This window comes from Pseudomonas sp. GXZC (genome assembly GCF_026967615.1).
Lineage (GTDB): Bacteria > Pseudomonadota > Gammaproteobacteria > Pseudomonadales > Pseudomonadaceae > Aquipseudomonas > Aquipseudomonas azotoformans_A.
The window spans coordinates 3,480,128-3,496,261 of sequence record NZ_CP114115.1; the positions used below are offsets into that span (position 1 = coordinate 3,480,128).

Here is a 16,134-nt window from a genome sequence, read left to right on the forward strand (position 1 = left end):
GCAACTAAACGTCTCTGCGAATCAAGGTTTTGCCAATGTTTTTTATGGCCTGGCGGAACTGGCGGCGTCGATTTCTGCGCCAAAACGCTTCGTCCGCGACGGTTCCGTCTTGGATTCGATAAGGGGAAATGTTGCTTTTGCCAAGGCTCTCCGGTTGGTGCTGGCAAATCAGCGGGAACGAGCCGTAAGCCTTGAAAGTTTTGGAGAACAGGTTGTCGATGGGAATCCCCGAGAACGGGGAAAGCCCCAGGATTTTTGTGCAGCCTTCGTTCGACAGGATGTAGGCGAACGCACCCTTGACCCTGAACCTTGCAATGCCTAGGTGCCAGGTGAGCCAGATCTTTCCGAGGGTTGCGCCCAGGTGGAACAGTGGCGGGTTGCGCTGCGTTAGGAATGTATTGATGCGGGTGATTTGCCTGGGTGAAAACGCCAGGAGCGTGGCGTCGTCCTCCAGGATCAACACGTGCTTATAGCCGCGCTGGATGGCTAATGTTGCGCAGCGGATATGTGAGTTAAAGCAGCCGCGTTCGGGGTTTTCCTGGTCGAGTTCTGCCATGACGAACTCAATCTGCAGGCCTGAGTCTCTGAATTCGTGGCTGATCAGCGCTCTGCGATCAACCCGGTTTATCAGGCTTATGCAGAGCACGCCATCGACCAACAGTCCGCTTAAGTCTTTCGTCCACTTCATTTTTATTATTCTCCTGGCGCGGTGAGACCAGAAAAATATACGAGCGGACTTGGCGTAATTCGCGGTGCGACTTTCTGAAAATTTTGTGGGAATGGTCTTCAGATGGTTTTTGTTTTTGCATAACCGTCATGTCCCGTATTGAGACGCGTGGCGTACGCAATCGTAATCCTGGCAACCTCGACTACCGTGCGGCCAATAGATGGCAAGGCCAGTTACCGCACAACCCCGCTGTAGAGGCGCGTTTTTGCCGGTTTGATACCGCTGAGAATGGCATTCGGGCGCTGGGCAAAACGCTGCTGACGTACCAGCGCAAGCATGGGCTGAAGACGGTAAAAGCCATCGTCAACCGTTGGGCGCCAGGTGTGGAGAACGACACCGATGCCTACGTGCGCGCCGTTGAGTTGGGTACCGGTTTTGCGCCGGGTGTAGACGTTGATCTGACCGAGTTCGAGGTTTTGAAAGCGTTTGTCAGGGCGATCATCCGTCATGAGAACGCAGGCTACGCGTACCCGGATGCAGTCTTAAGCGAAGGTGTGAGGAGGGCGCTGCTGTGAGCGTCCTGGGCTGGAGACTGGCACTTGTCCTGGGACTGATGCTCCTGAGCGGGGCAGGTGCCTGGCAGGCGCAAACCTGGCGGTACGAGAAACGCCTATCCGACTCGGCGCGCACCTATCAGGCCGACCTGAACACCCTGACCCTGGCCGCCAATAGCCAACTGCGCAGCGAACAAGCGCAACGCGTTGAACTGGAGCAGCGCCAGAGCGGCTCAGAACAACGTTACTACCGAGACTTGAGCAATGCCCAAAAGAATCAAGCCCGTTTGCGTGATCGCCTGGCTACTACTGATGTGCGGCTGTCAGCCTTACTCGATGCCAAGAGTGCAGCCCGTTGCGGCCCAATGCCTACCGAGCCCGTCGCCGGCAGCGTGGATTATGGAACCCAGAGAGCCCAACTTGACCCAGCGCATGCTCAACGAATTATCAGCATCACCGATGACGGCGACCAAGGACTGATCGCCCTGGGCGCGTGTCAGGCGTACATCACCCAACTGACCGCTACCGAATAAGGAGAGCGACCAGCCGGATGCAGCCACATCCTGACTGGCCGCCAAGCCCGCAGAACCAGCCTGCAAGCCCAGCCAAAGGCTCCCCGCTTTGCGCGCAAAGCCCAGTGAGCCTAATCCTGTTTCTCGCCACAGAGAAGGCTTGCGCATGAGCAACCCCATCATCCCCTGGATGGGCGGCAAACGCCGCTTGGCCAAGCGTCTGATTGCGCTGTTTCCCCCTCATGAGTGTTACGTCGAAGTCTTCGCTGGCAGTGCGGCGTTGTTTTTCATGCGTCCGCAGCCTGCGCCGGTGGAGGTGTTGAATGACATCAATGGCGACCTGGTGTGTTTGTATCGAGTGGTGCAGAACCATTTGGAAGAGTTTGTGCGCCAGTTCAAGTGGGCGCTAAGTTCGCGACAGGTGTTTGAGTGGCAGAAGATGACGCGGCCGGAAACCCTTACGGATATTCAGCGCGCTGCGCGGTTTTTCTACCTGCAGCACCATGCGTTTGCGGGGAAAGTCAGCGGGCAGACATTTGGCACGGCAACCACGGTACCGGCCATCAACCTGCTGCGGATTGAGGAGAACTTGTCTGCTGCCTGGCAACGGCTATCGGGGACCTATGTCGAGAACCTGGGTTGGTTGGAATGTGCCGAGCGCTACGACCGGCCACATACCTTCCACTACATGGACCCGCCTTACTTGCAGACTGCCGGTTACGGCGTGGACTTTCCCTTTGAAAACTATGAGCGGATGGCCGAGTTCATGCGGCGCTGCAAGGGGAAGGTGATGGTCAGCATCAACGACCACCCCGATATTCGGCGTGTGTTTGATGGGTTTCACTTTGAAACGGTGGACACCCGTTACAGCACGGCGAACCAGCGGCAGGGGAAAAGCGAGGTTAGCGGTGAGCTGGTGATCATGAATTGGGAGCCAGCAGCACTGGGTGGGCTTTTCTAGACCACTGGCTTGATCAAGCTGGCGTCCTTGTTTCTAACGTTGCCCACGGCGGTGCTGACCTTGAACCATTCAAAGGCCTCGGCTGGCTCGCCCTGGTGCAACACCATCTGCTCGGCACGTTCTTTTGGCGTTGCCGGGTCCATCCATTCGCGGGCAAGGTCCGGCGTCAGTACTACGGGCCTCCGGTCGTGAATGTCCACCATACCGCCGGCACTGTCGGCGGTGATGATCACAAACCCGTCATGCTCGCCTGGGCCTTCATCGGCGTCTGGTAATTGACCGATGGCCGCGCACAAGATCGGCGCACCGTCCCGCCTACGGATTAGGTAGGGCTGTTTCTTCGGTCCACCTTCATCCACCCACTCAAACCAATTGTCGATAGGCGTGATCGCCCGGTGCGGCCAGATCGCCCGGAAGAATGGGCCGTGGGCGACCTTCTCGACGCGGGCGTTGATCGGTGCGGCGCGGTCTTTCGCCCAGTGCGGTCGCCACCCCCAACGAACCGGATCAGCGTGCAGCAATTCGCCTTGCAGGTGCAGCAATGCCACCTGGGTTGTGGGAGCCACGTTGTACCGCTCGATCGGTTGATCACCCACTGAGTTTGCCAGGGCGTTAGGCATGCTCAGCGCCGCAACGAAGTCATGGATTCCCCTGTACTGCGACAGCCTTCCACACATAGCCAAACCCTCCTTCCGTTTGATCTTAGACAATCGTGGTCGGTCGAGGTCTCATCTCGTTGACGATTCGCTTCAGGCCCTCGACCTCACGCTGACTTGAACCCAGTGACGTCGTCAGCGTGTCGATCTGCTTTCGCATCTCAGCCGCTTCGCCGCCTCTCTGACGGAGGTATCCGGCGAACTCAGTGTTCTTCGCCTGGGTAGCCAGCAGCATCTGACTGACTCCGAAATCATCTTGCCGCGCTTTGCGCAGTTGCACGTTCAGGTCTTGGATCTCGTTCTCCAAGAGGCGGCAGTGCTGCCAGTACATTTGCAATGGGGTAGGGAGCCCAAGCCAGACGAGCGGTTCTTCATTTTTCGCGTGGCCCTAACGCGATCCGTGAGGATGCAACGTTGCATCAACACCGACGACCAAAATGCGGAGAGAAAATTGCGAGGATCTGAGCAACTGGAAGTCGAGTTACTCCTTTACATAAAGCATGATGCCAAGAATTAAAGTCCTTTTTACGTACGCATGTATAAATTTCTTCTTCTATTACGTGCTTCATGAAAGTGGGCACGTCTTTATATAGTTCGGCTGTGATCGTTAAGGTCTCAAGTGATGATAAGGATCTGTTTATGTAGGATGTTTCATCTAAAGACGTGTTGAGGTGATGGTCGATTCTTTCCTGTTGTTCATCGTCAAAAGGGGCTCGGTCGTAAACTAGATTGAAACCAATTACTCCAGATGCAAAGCTAATGTGTGTATAGGCATCTAGTTTTTTGAGAATTACCTTATCAAAAAAAGGGTGCAAAAGTTTTATTTCCGCTCCATGGGAGTTTAAAGAGTTTCTTTGGCTGTTACAGCTTGCGCACGACGGCATTAAATTTAAACTGTATACGGAAAACTCTGGATATGAAGCCTGAGGTAAAAAGTGTTCAATTGTTCTTCCGCCATCTCCGCCACAAAATGGGCAACTGCTCAATCCATTGATGTATATGCTAGAAATCCAATCCAGGCCGGCCTTTGTAGGCTTATTTGAATAGGCTTTTTCAAAGTCATCTTTTTGTTGGGTCGTAACGACTAATGGTATAATGGATGGTGAGGCTTTTTTTAGTACGTACTCTTTGTAAGCAATTTTGATGGAAGTGTGTATGGTGCGCAAGCTCGCGTAGTGAGACGTGAGTTTGGTTAGTACCGTGCGGTCGGGGATAATTTTGTAAGTCAGTGCTCGCAAAATTACTCTCCTTTCTTTCTCATGAGTTCTCTTATCTTTACTAGCATCTCCATACTTAAAGTATCGCTATATTGATCGATGATTTCATCTAAAGTTAAACTCGACTCGGCAATATAGGTGGCTATTTTACTATGGAAGGATTCTACCAGGCTATCGCCGAATACGGTATTTGAGAGCGACGTAACGCTTGCGCCTAGTGTGTTCATGTAAACAGTTTCAGTTCGAACTGTCTGGTTCTCATCAGATTTTATGACATGAACACAGTGTGCTGGCGCTTCTCGTACTACGTAAGCGGAATGCGTAGCGATGATCGCGACTGACGACGTCGCTTCCAATACCAAGTAAAGCAGATCCATAAATTCTGTGATTAGATTTGGATGCAGGTGGGTTTCCGGTTCGTCAATTATCACGAGCATGCCTTGGCTTGCGACTGTTAAAAAGTGAGTGGCGAATCGGAAATACATTTTTTGACCGCTGCTAAGCGGAATAACCTTACCTCCGTGTGTTTGGAAAGCTAGGTCCCTTGAGAAATCTATCTGGCTTAAAATTTCCAGCCTCCTCATCTCTCCACCTAAAATTGACTTTAATGCAATCCAGCGATTGCCGTCTACGTCGACGATGTGAGATGTGTCTTCGGAAGTTGAAATGGCCGGAATAAGTAATAAGGCGGTAGGTGTTATTTTTGTAAGTATTTTTTTTAGCAAAATGAATCGACTTTCACTACCTATTAAGTCTACATCATTTCGCATTATGTCTACTATAAGTTGTGAGAGTTTCTGTGAACTCTCAATTCCTATATCAAAATATTTATAGTCGAAAGGCCCTTGCAGACTCACCGTTCTAGGTAAAATATTGTTTGGGTCAGAAGAGTAAGCTGCTATTTTACTATATAGGGGGAGTGCGGCCCAATCCTCTTGGTGTACGCCAAATTCTGATGCTGGCATTGACTTTTCATTATTGTCATATAGTTCTGAAGCTTGCTCTGTAGGATAGGTAGAATTTAGTCTTTGTAGGACTGCTATAATTAAGTTGTTTAAATAGCGCGTTTTCCCGATGCCATTTACTCCGATAACAGCATGTACTCGATCCGAGATGAGCTGCATATCTTTGTATGTGAAGTCGATTGAGTGCCTGCTTTTGAAACCTTCGAGTTGAGTGCTAAACGAAAACTCCAATCGTGCATCCTCAAGCGGTGGGGCCCGAAACGCGGATGCGTAGCCGAAACGGAAAGATCTGTAAGGTGCCGTTTCACGAAGTACTGCAACTGAAAATTGTGGGGTTTCGATTATTTTTTTGAAGGTATCGTTATTGATTTTGTTTGACTTATGAATCGCATTGATTTCATTCAGAGCGATTAGCAGTTGTTCATACTCTTGATGGGCCATTGAAGTTGCGAGTTCTCGATACGACTTCTCTGTAGCAAACACAGTAACGTGTGTCGGGAAGACCTTGTTTGCGGGTTTCCATTCAGTCTTTCCATCTTTAACACTATGTAAATATTTTATCCAGTCTTGGACTGATGCTTGCGGCTTGTCCTCAACAAATGGCAAAAGTCTGATGGGTATATCTTTATATGCACCATTAAGTCGAAGTCTAGCAACCGCTTGCAAAGTAAACCCGAAATCATTCCAACCTGTACCGGTGGCAAAAATCCCAACCTTTTTTGGGTCGGTAATAGCTGGTGCGGTTAAATGAAACCCAACTTCCCACATACTTTCTTACCTTCCTTGCATGCCTTGATTGTTTTATCCGAAGTGGAAGGTATCAGAACGACATCATTAGCGTCTACACTAGATGCCTTACTTATTTATGTCTTCTAAGAGGTAGGGTTCGCCAGGGATATGGGGTTTGCCTCTATGGGGCAATCGCGAATTGAGCCAAGTACACGATTCCAAGCACCAATGCGACCATCGCCAAATTTCATTTTAGCTTCAGCATTTCTGAGTTGTGAACGCCACTCCCGGTTGTGACCTGCTCGTTTTGAGAAACGCGGTTGTCCGGGGGTGTAAAACTCATTTGATAGAACTGGTGGTACAAAAATGGTACGGGTGAGATGGGACGTTGATACAAGCCTTTATTTTAAAGACCTTTACAGTTAATCGTTCCAATCCATCATCGACTGGAGTCGGGTAGCGGCTATTCTTGCCTGCTACCCGGTCATTGATCAGTCTTGTGATGGGCTCACGCGCTCCAATGCGGTATTCACCAGCAGCCGAGCATTTTCAACCAATTGCGCTATCGCGAACGCGTGATCACCTTGTTGACCGTCTAGTGAAAATGCATGCTCGTGTGCGGCGGCTTGGGCCGACGCAAGCAGTTCGCTGGCATTCACCAATGCTTCCTCTGTGCTGATATCAGATCGTACCGTAAACAGGCATCTGGAGTTGTTGTCGGGAGGTTGGCGGCGAGTCATGAACAGGCCTCCCACCAGTGCTGCTTGATCAGTTGATCGCTTTTGAGCTGCTTACATTTTGAGGATGTCGCGTTGAGACGTAACGGGCGGTGCCCGGATACGAAAGGGGGATAGGTCATCTCCTTGATCCTCGGACAGTGAAGGAACCACCACGGCCGTTGCGACACGGAAAAAGGTGGTGGACCGTGCGAGGGTCGCAAACCGGCGTCCGAGGGAACCGGCCGGGCAAGAGCCCGCCCCACACGGTCCACCATAGATGCGGTAGCCAGGCATAAAAAAGCGCCTGCTACAGAGCTATGGCGCTACCGCGCCTCAGACTACGTCGGGTTGCGACACCCGGTCACAGGACTGACTGTGACTGAACAATCGTAACCAGGGTCGGGTTTACACTTCAAGCGAAACTGGCTGTGGGAAATTTCCTTATTTGTATGGCTGGCTAGTTCTACTCAAAGCTCTCATCCCGGCCTCTATCCCGAACCCGCTCTTGCTCTATCCAATGATCAACTTCGGGAATAGCATTAGCAAGCCACCTACGCACTTCTAAGTGAGGGCTATCATTAAGTTTGATTATGCTTGCCCTGCGTTTAGCCAAAACGTCAGCGAGTGAGCCCATCCAGCCATTGGGATGCAAGCGCGACCAATAACTTCCGAGGAAGGTGTATTTGTCTGGAGCATACTCCAGCAACTCCATCAGAAGCGGGGATAGCTCGTTTTGTTCTTCCCCCGATTGGGTTCTGAACATTGATATACATCGGCTAAGGACCAAGTAACGATTTTTCGGATCAAGATCTGACCAAGAGCGAAGAATTGCAGGATCGATCTCATCAATTGGAGTGCTCGAGTCAACAAAAGAGCTGAAAAAACCGTAGTCGACGGGAGTGGCTTCACGTAGAAGAAATGTGTCTAACGAAATAAAAGTTTGAGTTTCGAATAGCGATTTTAGAACGTACGCCAGTTGATAAGATGATGCCTCGCCAGAGGCAAGGATTTCATAGATTCTCTCGCATACGTCACGAGCAGTTTGCTCGCCCTCAGGCCTGGAGCAACAGATGCTGATTAAGCTCTGCATGGCTAGATCACGAAGTCCATTGCCATCTGTAAGAAATGTGGTGCGTCCAAGGAGGTTGCGGCCAGTTTGGATTAGTAATTTATTGTATTTTCCGTGCTTTTCTTTTATGCAGTAGAAGTGCATGTGAAGAATATCAATAGAAATATCTACTCCGCCTGCTAGTTCGGAAATATCAATTATCAGGTTGTTAAGTTCTTCAGGTGGTATATCTCCAACAATGCCGTTGGCAATGCTATTAAAGTCAGTGGCTTGGAGTGCGCCTTTTCGAATTGCTCGCCGTAATCTCTCGATGCCGTCTTTGTCGAGCCCTACTCGTACTTGAAATTCGGGCAGGCTTGGGCCGAGATCATCACTGTTCATAATGTCTTCTAATATCGCCACAGTTGATGCCGGATCTCGGAGGTTTGCTTGGAATATGAATCCTTGGAGTAGCTGAGGGTTACGGTTTTTTAATTTGAATGAGGTGAAACTTGCAGTAAGCTCCTGCCACATACTTGTAATGTTGTCAGTTTCCTCTGCAAGGCCGCGACCACATTCAAAAGATCTGCACTGATATTTCTGCGCGTAAACTTCTTTTAAGAAAATATTCCGTGTGTCAGGATCTAGAGCTAGCGAGCGCCCGATATGTTGTGCCATTTTCATAGCCTTTTCCCAAGGCTTCAGTAGTTCGTCATCGGGGGAACCATCGATGATGTCTAAACCAGAAGATCGATTAAGCACCACCGCGCGTGCTTGGTTCAACAGGTCGGAGGGTGCCAATCTTTGAATCAATCTATCTAGTCTTTCTCTAATATCTTCGGGCATTCCTTTCCCTTCGAAACGGTGTAATAGGCGAAAGCTGAGCCACCCTTCAATCCAAGGGCTAGCCTTCATAAAGCCGATCGAGGCGTTTTCCAGGGCGTCATGACAGGCTGCAAACCTCCAAAGCTCTCGGGCTCTGCTTGCCAGGATGTCACGGGCATCCTCAACGATTGATGAAAGCTCCACTGCTAAGTGAATTGCGTCGTCATACCATGCCCAGGTATCTCGATTTAACTTTGGCGCCCACCCCCAATTACGGGTGCGAGCACCAAATGAAAAGTTACTTGAAGAGGAAAAGCGGCCTGCTTTTAGCAATGCATTTAGGCCAATCGATACGCATCGGCGTTTCATTGGGTCGTTTGAGTTACCCAATTGCCTAATTACGTTACGTCGTTGTGCCGGGGGCGCTTGCGTTCCGGATAAATAGAAATGAAACAGTTCTTCAAACGGTCCTACTGCTGAATTAAGATTGTGCCCCTCGGGCTCAACGGAAACGAAATTTGCCAACAGGAAGACTGAGCGGTCGAACATTGAGGAATCGTAAGCTAGAGTCTTAATGAGGCGGATCCAATGCCAGCGTCCATCTGCCTGAGGATCAATTATCGAACTTCTACTTGGTCCGTCGAGGAGTCTTTCGATTTTTCTTAACACCGTCTCAGGTGCGACTGGTGCGAGATTCGTTAGGATTTGGATTCCTTGGTTACTCTGAGATAAAAGGTCACGTAAAAGGCCATCACCGTCTAGCCATCGAGCGACTGCTGCTTGGGCCGCAATGCTGTCGTGAAGAAAACCTAATCGACGAGAAAGTGACTTCTGCATCCTAGGTGTCGCGGCTTCACAAAACTTATCGAAAATCTGGGGTGGAATCCGTTCTAGTGCAAAAGAAGCAAGTGGATTGGCAATGGCGTGAGGAAGGATCGCACGCCAACGGCCGCGAGATTGGGCGATTCCTCGGTGGCGAAGCTTCGTGAGTTCTGCGTATAGATGAGCAGCATCCACGCCACGTATCTTTCCAATCTTTGCTAGTTCGCTTTGCTCCAGAGTATCCTCGCCGTCCACAGAGTAGAGCAGAGAGAGATCCTCAGCCGCGAGACGAAGGTTCTGATCAGGATCATTTCGCTGTTGAAAGATACGTTTAAATAAGTCTTGATTTCTAAGTTTTCCGAGATTTTCGCCTTTAGCCAATGTCTCTGCAATTGCTCGAGCTACCCGAAAATTTCCATTGCTAAAATCTGCTATCGTGCATCGGTCAACTTGCGAGATGTTAGGGAAGGACTGTCGGAGCCATTGCGTGATTAAGTCGGAGGAGGCTGGTTGCAATCGGAAGACTTCGGTTTGCTCAGGTTCGTCTTCTGCCACATCATATTCGACCGTCAATAGGCTAACGTGGCTTCCTGCCTTCGAACACATCCCAGCCAGTTCGCTGTGTGTCGCTGGATTGCAGTTGTCAATTACGAGAATAGCGCGTTGTCCACGCGTAATGAGTTCGCGAGCCATATCACGGGCAGTTGGATTTGTCTCTACTGAATAGTCTGTATATAGAGCGAGGCTGGGGTCCAGCGGAGCTTCACCGACACCGCTCTCAAAAAGAGCTTCTACCAAGCGTGTTTTACCCTGACCAGATAGGCCGATCAGCCGAACGCAACGTCTCGGTTCGCTTAACGTTGAACGTAGACGTTGGAGGCCTTCTGCAATATTCAATTGCTCATGTTCCCGAGATCGTTCATCGATCAAACAGGCTTGGTCATCGAACAAAAAGGGGGCAGGCTCTGCAGAAGCTAAGCCCGCCCAAGTGCCAATAGTCCCCCAGCCAGCAAATTGAAATCCATTTCTTCCGCGAATCCACGCAACAATTCCTGGATATTCGTTTGCCCAGGTTGCTAAGCGGTCTCGGTCATAAAAATCAGTAAAGAGGTTGCTCGATGTTGGAAGGTTTCGGAGCTGGTCGCGAATAGCATTACGCCGATCTTTTAACGGCTTATCTGCGACGGATCCCTGTGCACTGACAATGATGTATGCGCCGGACACAGCGGCCAGCTCCTCAATCACTGGCCGTAGAATCCCTTTAGGACTCATTTCTTCACGAATAGCGCTAGCAGGCATATCGGGTTTTTTGACCTGAAAGCCAGTGATTGATCGAGGTACGAAATCAGGGTTTCCAAGAATGTTAGGGCATTCGACGCGGACATCGAGCCCACCGTCTGCAGCGTCTTGATTGCCACCAGCGGTCACCGAGGAGAGCGGATAGCCTTGAGCGCGTAACTCTGATAGCGCTAGACGTGCGACGAGAGTGCGTAAGTCTCCGTCACTCAAATTCGTGAGGTCGTTCCCTGTAATTTCGAGCATGGTATGGCTGCGAATTCCTGGTAGAAAAGTATTTTACAAATCATAACCGAGAACAGTTTGTGATGGAGCCGACGGTCAAGGGTCGTAGATTTTTGTACCGCGGAAAGGCCGCAGTAGGGATGTGCACTTGCTAATTCGATTTTGTATTCATTCGGCAGAACGCCGCAGAAGGGATTATGCAGTTTCGGCATAGGTCAAAACCCCACCCAATGGGACCAATTCTGGAACCAACAGGTGCATTTCAACGCACTACCAACGCTCACCCACGCCCACTTCGCCCAATAAACATTGATCTCCACCCACCACCAAAACCCGCCCAATAGCGCATGGTGATGTTAGCTGTGGAGATCAATTACTATACCTATCAATGGGTTGCGAGCGTGGCGGCAGGAGCCTTCAGGCATGCGTCAACAGCGACATCAAGGCGCGAAACCCGGTCGCTGAGCAGAAGATTTTGGATGTGTGTTGGAATTTGGCGCGCATTGTCGCATATGTCAGGCGACAGTTGTATGTCCGGCGAAGGATGGTTTTGCCAAGGTCTCCGGCATCGCCAGCCACAGCAGCGCCAACGCCAGTGCCGCCACGCCGGCCAAGGTCAGGAAGGCCGCGTTGTAGCCGGCCTGTTGCACGACGAAACCGGCCAGGCTGCTGCTCAGCGCCGCACCCAGACCGAAGACGGTGGACAGGGCACCCAGGCTGACGTTGAAGCGTCCGGTGCCTTGGGTCAGGTCCTTGACGATCACCGGGAACAGCGCGCCGAAGATCCCGGCGCCGATGCCGTCGAGCATTTGCACGGCCACCAACCAGTACGGATCGCTGGACAGCGTGTAAAGCACTCCGCGCAGCGGCAGGATCATGAAGCCGGCCAACAGCAAGGGTTTGCGTCCCCAGATATCGGCTTTGAGTCCGACCAGCCAGGCCATCGGTACCATCACCAATTGCGCGGCGACAATACACGCCGACGTCAGCGGCGTGGCCATCTGCAGGTTGATCTGCGAGAGCTTCTGGCTGACCAGCGGCAGCATCGCGGCATTGGCCAGGTGGAACAGGGCGCAGCAGATCGCAAACAACAGCAATGGGCGGTTCGCCAGTAATACCCTCACGCCGGAGGGTTGTTCGTGGTCCGTGTGATGCTCCGGGTCAAAACCACGGGCGACCTCGTGATCGATCGCCTCTGCCGACACGCAACTGATCGCCACGATACTCGCCACGGCCATGAACGCCATCAGGTAAAACACCACCACGGGCCCAAAAAGATAGGCCAAGCCACCGGCCAGCAGGGCCGCGACGGCATTACCGGCGTGGTTGAAGGTTTCGTTGCGCCCCGTACGGCGGGTGAACGCGCGTGGCCCGGTGATGCCCAGCGAGATTGCGCTGATGGCGGGCGCGAATACGGACGCGGCGACAGCACTGGCGGCCTGGGTCAACGCCACCAGGCTGAAGGAACTGACAAAGGGCAGCAGCAGGCAACTGCCGGTCACCACGATGGCGGCCAGCGCCACCACTGCGCGTTTGCTGCGGGTGCGGTCGATCAGAGCACCCGCTGGGCCTTGGGTGAGTAGGGCGGCGATGCCTGCCAGCGTCATGACCACGCCGATGCTGGCCGGGTCCCATTTGTGCACGGCCAGCAAATAAATGGCCAGGTAAGGGCCGAGGCCGTCGCGCACATCCGCCAGGAAGAAATTCAGGCTGTCCAGGGACAAGGCATTACGCAGGTCGGAGTGTTTGGCCACGGCGAGGTCTTCGGAGGCGGCGTTCAAGGGCTGAACACGCATTGCGTTAATGACCTGTGGGCCCTGCGTTAAGTTTCGCCCGCTTCTCGGGGTTTTAATCCGAGGGCACTTGGCTTATTTTCTGGGCCCCGCTGTTATGAATATCTGGAGACGCAATGGACATGCCCTCAGCTCAACAGGCAATCGACTGCAACAAGGACGCCTGGGACCAATCCGCCAGCCTGCACAAAACCACGGACACCTGGAACGCGCTGCTCAACAGTGTCGGCGCGGCTGGCTTTTCTTGCCTGGACCCGACGCTGACCGGCTTGCTGCAAGCCGTGGGTGTGGACGGTAAGGATGTGGTGCAACTGTGCTGCAACAATGGCCGCGAAAGCCTCTCGCTGTACGGCCTGGGCGCGCGTTCGGTGGTGGGCGTGGATCAATCCCGAGCGTTTCTGCAACAGGCCCGTGAACTGGCCGACGTCTCACCGCACAGCCCTGAGTTCATAGAAAGTGATATCCACCAATTGCCGCAACGTTTGCAGGCGCGTTTCGATATCGCTCTGGTGACCATCGGCGTGCTGGGCTGGATGCCGGATGTGGCGCAGTTCATGCGCCACGTTGCCAGCACCTTGAAACCCGGCGGCACGCTGGTGATGTATGAAACCCATCCATTCCTGGAGGTGTTCGATCCGCGGGCGTCAAACCCGTTCCTGCCGGCCAGTTCCTACTTCCAGCGTGAACCGTTTGTGCTGCAGGAGTCGATTGTCTATGAAGGCCAGGGCGAGGTGGCAGGACCCACATCCTATTGGTATGTGCATACCCTGGGCGATGTGGTCACTGCCGCAATCTGCGCGCAGTTGCAGATAGGCCACCTGCAGGAATATGCGCACTCCAATCGCGAAGAGCTGTACGACCAGTACGAGCACCAGCCGGCGCAGCTGCCAATGTGCTTTACGTTGACCGCCACCAAACGTGCGGAATAAGTCGATGTGCTCCAAGCAAAAAAAAGCCCGCGAGGAGAGGCGGGCTAAGGGATTCACTGGAGTAGGTAGGCTTCACCCTATAGACCCGAAAGTGAACGCTTTGTGAAAATGATGCGCTGATCAGGCTCGTCGCATAAAAGTGCGCATGGTTTGACCTGCGACAGTACTGAAGACAGTGGGTCTGGGCATATTCTCATCGGCTGCAATGAACACAAATTCATCTGCTTCCAGACGATAGCTGGCGGGCAAGTGTTTGCCTGCGTCTTCGCCGATGGCGTCGATCCAGGTGATGCGCTTGGGATCGGTGCTGCTGTCCAGGTAAAACCGGCCAGCCAGCAACACTTCGCCACTGACTGTCTTCACTTCGAAGCGGTCGCCGGTAATAGTGGTGATTGCCCCAGGCGCACTGTGGGCATCGATTGGGTTGAGCACACCACTGTCTTCGAGTGAAGTTTGCTCCCAGGCACCTTGCAGGGCTTGCAAGTCCGGGTCTGGAATGGATGACATACAAATTCCTTTTGCTGAAGGGCTTTTCGCCGGGCGCTCGCGTAAATGCGGCGTTCTTTTTTTATTTATTGCGTAGATGCGCGTAGGAACAATCCTATTTTTTAAATTGACATGCGATTTTTCGTTATAACTTCAGGCAATTAGCGTTATTTTGCCTGGCCGCGGGGTAACGTCTTGATACGAACCGTCTAAGCTCTGGGTGTTTGTCAGTCATGACACCCATGTAACTGAAATGAAACCGTTTGCTGCTAGGTGTAGTTTCAGTGAGTTAGGTGGTCTCGTTGCTGGCATAAGGCCACAGATGTTGTGTGCCCAGACGTTGCCCCCTGTTTATTCAGTAGTTGATCAGGTCTTTGTAGTAGGGCACTGAATTTCAACTCATCAGGGTGTAAGACATTTGAACAACACTCCCCAGCTTCATCAATATCTACCTTCGGATGAAATCGATCTCTTTGAACTGTTCGGCGCGATCTGGAAGCAAAAAAAACTGGTTATCGGTTGCACGATCGTGGCGGGCCTTCTGGGAGTAGGCTATGCGTATCTTGCGCCCAGGGTTTATCAGGTCAGCAGCGTGCTACGGCCTGCGGCAATCAATGAGCTCGATGCCCTCAACCGCTCCGAAGTCTACAAGCTGCCGCCGGCTGACGCGCTGGCCAAAGTCACTGCGCAGCTGGATTCCTACGAAACCCGCTTAGGTTTTTTTCGGGCCAACCCCGCGCTGTTTGAAGCGTTCCAGCAGCCTGGGCGTAGTCTTGAACAAAGTTTCGAAGCGTTCAACAACAATGCCATCAACCTCGTGTTGCCGGATCCGAAGAAGGCCGACAGTAATTCCGTTCGTCTGGAAATGCAGTACCCCAATGGGATTGACGGGGTGGCGATTCTAAATGGGTTGGTGGCTTATGCCATTGCGCGGCAACGCCAGCAAGTCGGCGCTGATCTCAAGGTCATCGTCAATAACCGCCTCAGCGAGATCAAGGGCAAGATCGACGCCGCGCGTGCCAACTATGAAACCGGCAAGGCATCGCAGATCGCCAAGTTGTTGGAGGCGGATAAAGTCAAACGTGCGCAATTGCGTGATGAACTCGGCGCGTTGCGTTTGCAGATGGAAACGCAGCGTACCAGCCGCCTGGCCGAGCTGGCCGAAGCCATCTCGATTGCCAAGTCTATCGGCATCCGGAACCCCACCACACCTTCAGCGATGGGAACCGAGGCGCTGCGGGGTTCCAGCCAGGTGATGCGCACTGAGGTGACCAATCAGAAGATCCCGCTCTACTTCATGGGCAGTGAGGCACTGGAGGCCGAACGTGCTGCGCTGACGCGACGTACCAACAGCGACTTCACCAACCCCCGCATTGCTGAGATAGGCAAGGAACTGCGCATGCTTGAAGTCAACCGCGAAGTGGAAGTGCTCGACAGCCGCAAGAGTGAAGATATGTTCCTGCAAGACGTCGAACCCCTTTGGGCTGAAGAAGCTCGGCTGCGCGGCCTAAACATCGATATGAGCGCGCTGAAGCTGGTGACAGTCGATCGGCAGGCGCAGGAGCCGCTGGGACCGCTCAAACCGAAAAAATCCGTGATCGTTGCATTGAGCCTGCTGGCAGGTCTGATGCTGGGAGTATTGGTGGCACTGATCCGACACTTCGTTCGAGTACGCCGCGAAACCGGTCCCTTTTCGGTGCACGATGAGCGTCGTTTGCCACGCCCGTAGG

Annotated in this window: 14 protein-coding genes; 5 read left to right on the plus strand and 9 right to left on the minus strand. The window is 52.5% G+C overall.

The genetic code is table 11. From position 1 onward, the window contains the following. Positions 1 to 4: 4 nt before the first annotated feature. Positions 5 to 688 carry a hypothetical protein gene (locus OZ428_RS16220; protein WP_269134104.1) on the minus strand — a complete coding sequence of 228 codons (684 nt, stop codon included), beginning with the start codon at positions 686 to 688 and terminating at the stop codon, positions 5 to 7. A 128-nt stretch (positions 689 to 816) separates the two neighbouring features. Here OZ428_RS16220 and OZ428_RS16225 point away from each other — a divergent pair, with 128 nt between their 5' ends. The 3 genes from OZ428_RS16225 to OZ428_RS16235 all read left to right on the plus strand — a co-directional run bounded on the left by OZ428_RS16225 (position 817) and on the right by OZ428_RS16235 (position 2,694). Next, a complete protein-coding gene (locus OZ428_RS16225; RefSeq protein WP_269134105.1) occupies positions 817 to 1,242 on the plus strand; it encodes a structural protein in 426 nt (141 codons plus the stop codon). A gap of 38 nt (positions 1,243 to 1,280) precedes the next feature. Further along, positions 1,281 to 1,754 (plus strand): lysis system i-spanin subunit Rz, encoded by a 474-nt coding sequence (locus OZ428_RS16230; RefSeq protein ID WP_269134186.1) that lies wholly within the window; start codon positions 1,281 to 1,283, stop codon positions 1,752 to 1,754. Between the two features lie 145 nt (positions 1,755 to 1,899). Further along, positions 1,900 to 2,694, plus strand: coding sequence for a DNA adenine methylase (locus OZ428_RS16235; protein WP_269134106.1), 795 nt, complete (start codon positions 1,900 to 1,902; stop codon positions 2,692 to 2,694). On the opposite strand, the gene OZ428_RS16240 is transcribed toward OZ428_RS16235, so the two are convergent. From OZ428_RS16240 to OZ428_RS16270, 7 genes are all read right to left on the minus strand, one after another. After that, entirely contained in the window at positions 2,691 to 3,371 is a 681-nt protein-coding gene (locus OZ428_RS16240) for an SOS response-associated peptidase family protein (protein ID WP_269134108.1), read from the minus strand. The genes OZ428_RS16235 and OZ428_RS16240 overlap by 4 nt on opposite strands. 25 nt (positions 3,372 to 3,396) lie before the next feature. Beyond that, complete coding sequence (locus OZ428_RS16245) at positions 3,397 to 3,630, minus strand: hypothetical protein (protein WP_269134109.1); 234 nt, start codon at positions 3,628 to 3,630, stop codon at positions 3,397 to 3,399. Between the two features lie 139 nt (positions 3,631 to 3,769). Beyond that, positions 3,770 to 4,588, minus strand: a complete 819-nt coding sequence (locus OZ428_RS16250) for a hypothetical protein (protein WP_269134111.1) — start codon at positions 4,586 to 4,588, stop codon at positions 3,770 to 3,772. Positions 4,589 to 4,590: 2 nt separating this feature from the next. Further along, positions 4,591 to 6,300 (minus strand): AAA family ATPase, encoded by a 1,710-nt coding sequence (locus tag OZ428_RS16255; protein ID WP_269134112.1) that lies wholly within the window; start codon positions 6,298 to 6,300, stop codon positions 4,591 to 4,593. 452 nt (positions 6,301 to 6,752) lie between these two features. Beyond that, entirely contained in the window at positions 6,753 to 7,001 is a 249-nt protein-coding gene (locus OZ428_RS16260; protein WP_269134113.1) for a DUF6124 family protein, read from the minus strand. Between the two features lie 442 nt (positions 7,002 to 7,443). Then, positions 7,444 to 11,217, minus strand: coding sequence for a hypothetical protein (locus tag OZ428_RS16265; RefSeq protein ID WP_269134114.1), 3,774 nt, complete (start codon positions 11,215 to 11,217; stop codon positions 7,444 to 7,446). Between the two features lie 494 nt (positions 11,218 to 11,711). Beyond that, the gene (locus tag OZ428_RS16270; protein WP_269134187.1) at positions 11,712 to 12,950 is read right to left on the minus strand and encodes an MFS transporter; all 1,239 of its coding nucleotides are present in this window, start codon (positions 12,948 to 12,950) and stop codon (positions 11,712 to 11,714) included. Positions 12,951 to 13,105: 155 nt separating this feature from the next. On the opposite strand from OZ428_RS16270, the gene OZ428_RS16275 reads away from it, so the two are divergent. Continuing rightward, on the plus strand, positions 13,106 to 13,918 hold the full coding sequence (locus tag OZ428_RS16275) for a class I SAM-dependent methyltransferase (RefSeq protein ID WP_269134115.1): 813 nt from the start codon (positions 13,106 to 13,108) through the stop codon (positions 13,916 to 13,918). 120 nt (positions 13,919 to 14,038) lie between these two features. Here the strand turns inward: OZ428_RS16275 and OZ428_RS16280 are convergent, their stop codons facing one another. Further along, complete coding sequence (locus tag OZ428_RS16280) at positions 14,039 to 14,425, minus strand: TIGR03067 domain-containing protein (RefSeq protein WP_269134116.1); 387 nt, start codon at positions 14,423 to 14,425, stop codon at positions 14,039 to 14,041. Between the two features lie 397 nt (positions 14,426 to 14,822). Between OZ428_RS16280 and OZ428_RS16285 the strand changes: the two genes are divergently transcribed. Next, positions 14,823 to 16,133, plus strand: coding sequence for a Wzz/FepE/Etk N-terminal domain-containing protein (locus OZ428_RS16285; RefSeq protein ID WP_269134117.1), 1,311 nt, complete (start codon positions 14,823 to 14,825; stop codon positions 16,131 to 16,133). The last annotated feature ends 1 nt before the right edge of the window (position 16,134 follow it).